Origin of the sequence: Bacillus sp. JJ722 (genome assembly GCF_036963345.1) — a bacterium.
Lineage (GTDB): Bacteria > Bacillota > Bacilli > Bacillales > DSM-1321 > Bacillus_AD.
Map to the genome: position 1 here is coordinate 1 of NZ_JBALMO010000180.1, position 2,614 is coordinate 2,614.

The 2,614-nt window shown below is 35.5% G+C and carries 3 protein-coding genes; all 3 read right to left on the reverse strand.

Features of this window, described 5'->3' with window-relative positions; all coding sequences use genetic code 11:
* Positions 1–234 precede the first annotated feature (234 nt).
* A complete protein-coding gene (locus tag V7014_RS19710) occupies positions 235–681 on the reverse strand; it encodes a YueI family protein (protein ID WP_335509519.1) in 447 nt (148 codons plus the stop codon).
* Between the two features lie 173 nt (positions 682–854).
* Positions 855–995, reverse strand: coding sequence for a protein YhfH (gene yhfH, locus V7014_RS19715; RefSeq protein WP_335509521.1), 141 nt, complete (start codon positions 993–995; stop codon positions 855–857).
* A gap of 76 nt (positions 996–1,071) precedes the next feature.
* Complete coding sequence (gene aceA / locus V7014_RS19720) at positions 1,072–2,355, reverse strand: isocitrate lyase (protein WP_335509522.1); 1,284 nt, start codon at positions 2,353–2,355, stop codon at positions 1,072–1,074.
* Positions 2,356–2,614 lie beyond the last annotated feature (259 nt).

Here is a 2,614-nt window from a genome sequence, read left to right on the forward strand (position 1 = left end):
ACATTACATCATCTCCTAAAACATTATTTATTCCATTTAATAATTACTACGAAGTTATTCAAACTAACGGTTTCTTATTATTTTGAAAGTAGTGCTTATCCTACATTTTACTGCTCTAATAATACTTCATTCCACATCACGTGTACATTATTTAAAGACGACGAAAAGAGGCTTTCTAAATGATAGCCTCTTAATAGTAACCATGTATTTTATCTTTTCATCTGATGAAAAACTCTATCTTCTAAACCACTTCTTAAGAAATGATAATCCTCCAGTTTTTTCTTCTTTTGATGAGGATTTCACCTCTGATTTATTATCATTTAAATAAATATCTTCTTTATCAATGGCATAATCGTACGCAAGGACAAGACCAATTTCACTATTATGCTCTTTATTAGTAACAATCGTATACGGAACTTTATTTGCTTGAGCTACTTTAATGAATTTCGATAAGTAAGCATAATCAATATTCCCGTTTAAATATAATTGTGCTTCATTGTTATTTCTAATAGCATCTTCTACTTGAGATTGAACTTGATCTGCTCGTACTTGTGGTGAAGTCAGAGCAATTACAATTCGCTCACGCAATGTTCCAAGAAATTTTCGTCTTTCATCAGGATTTATTTCTTTTGCCCCATATATCCCTTGTTCAATAATGTCATCAACAGTTTTCTTAGACAATTTTCATCCTCCTCAAAACTATTTTCTATGTAAAAGTATAGTATGTAGTATCTCTAAATTTTGGGAAAGTAATAACTAATAGATAAAAAATTGTGTGGAACAATTAAATTATAATTGTAACATAAAGCTGTAATTTATGCACAAAAGAAAAAGACGAGGTCTTGGCCCTCGCCTTACGATTCTTGTTTCTTTGATAAACAACGGTCACATTCCATTAAGTAGCACTCTTGACTAATATGGATTGGTGCTCCACACTCCGGACAATTCTTTACCGTTGAAATTTTATAATATTTTGTTGTTGGTTGTTTTTTCATTTTTATTCCTCCAATAATTTGTTTTTTATTTTATTGCCCCTCCACTCAAAGCAGAGGGACAATTAGTTAATTTTACTTATTTAGTAGTTTGAAATTGCTCTGCTTCTGTTGATCCAGCTAAAGCTGTTGTTGAAGAAGTTCCACCTGATACAATCGTTGCTACTTCATCAAAGTATCCAGTTCCAACTTCACGTTGGTGTCTAGTTGCACTGTAGCCATTTACTTCACTTGCAAACTCTGCTTGTTGTAATTCAGAGTATGCAGCCATACCTTGATCTTTATATTTACGAGCAAGCTCGAACATACCGTGATTTAATGAATGGAAACCTGCTAATGTTACGAATTGGAATTTGTAACCCATTTTCCCTAATTCTCTTTGATAGTTAGCAATTGTTTCGTCATCTAATTTAGCTTTCCAGTTGAATGATGGAGAGCAGTTGTAAGCTAACATTTTTCCTGGGAACTTCTCATGAATTGCATCTGCAAAACGTTTCGCATCTTCAAGACTTGGTACAGAAGTTTCACACCAGATTAGGTCAGCATATGGTGCATATGCAAGCCCACGAGCGATTGCTTGGTCTAAACCAGCATTTGTACGGAAGAATCCTTCAGGAGTACGTTCTCCAGTGATGAATGGTGCATCTGCTGGATCAACATCACTTGTAATTAAGTCAGCAGCATCAGCATCAGTACGAGCGATTAAAACCGTTGGAACGCCCATTACATCTGCAGCTAAACGAGCAGAGATTAAGTTCTTCACAGCTGTTTGAGTTGGTAGTAATACTTTACCACCTAAGTGACCACATTTTTTCTCTGAAGAAAGTTGGTCTTCGAAGTGAACGCCCGATGCACCAGCTTCGATCATACCTTTCATTAATTCGAATACGTTTAGTTGACCACCGAAACCTGCTTCAGCATCAGCAACGATTGGAGCGAAGTAATCTACATCTCCAGAACCTTCCATGTGTTGGATTTGATCCGCACGTTGTAACGTTTGGTTAATACGTTTTACAACTTGTGGTACAGAGTTTGCTGGGTATAAGCTTTGGTCAGGATACATGTTACCTGAAAGGTTAGCATCCGCCGCAACTTGCCAGCCGCTTAAGTAGATTGCCTTTAGTCCAGCTTTTACTTGTTGCATTGCTTGGTTACCAGTAAGTGCACCAAGAGCGTTAACAAAGTCTTCTGTATTGATTAAGTTCCAAAGTTTTTCAGATCCGCGACGAGCAAGCGTGTGTTCAATATCAATTGAACCTCTTAAACGAATTACATCTTCTGCTGTGTAAGGACGGGTAATTCCATTCCATCTTTCTTCGTTTTTCCAGCTAGCTTCTAACGCATTAATTCTTTCTTGTGACATGTTAATTCCCCCAATTATGTTTTTTATTCTTCCTATTCAGGTATTATTAAAAATTCCGTAAAGCTATTGCTTTCAGTTAGCTAATGGAATATGTACCCAGATTTTTTAAATTTGATAATTTGAAAAACTAGGAGCAATGATTTTATATTATTTTAAATTTTCAGTTAGTTTAATGTAGTATTCGGCCTAAACCATCATCTCCTTTGTTGTCTTCTTGTTGTTATAATACAGTGCGTTGATTTCTACTGTATTGTATAAC

Excerpts from the sequence above, each read along its gene's own strand:
- aceA (WP_335509522.1), bottom strand. The coding sequence starts at position 2,355 with ATGTCACAAGAAAGAATTAATGCGTTAGAAGCTAGCTGGAAAAACGAA.
- yhfH (WP_335509521.1), bottom strand. The coding sequence starts at position 995 with ATGAAAAAACAACCAACAACAAAATATTATAAAATTTCAACGGTAAAG.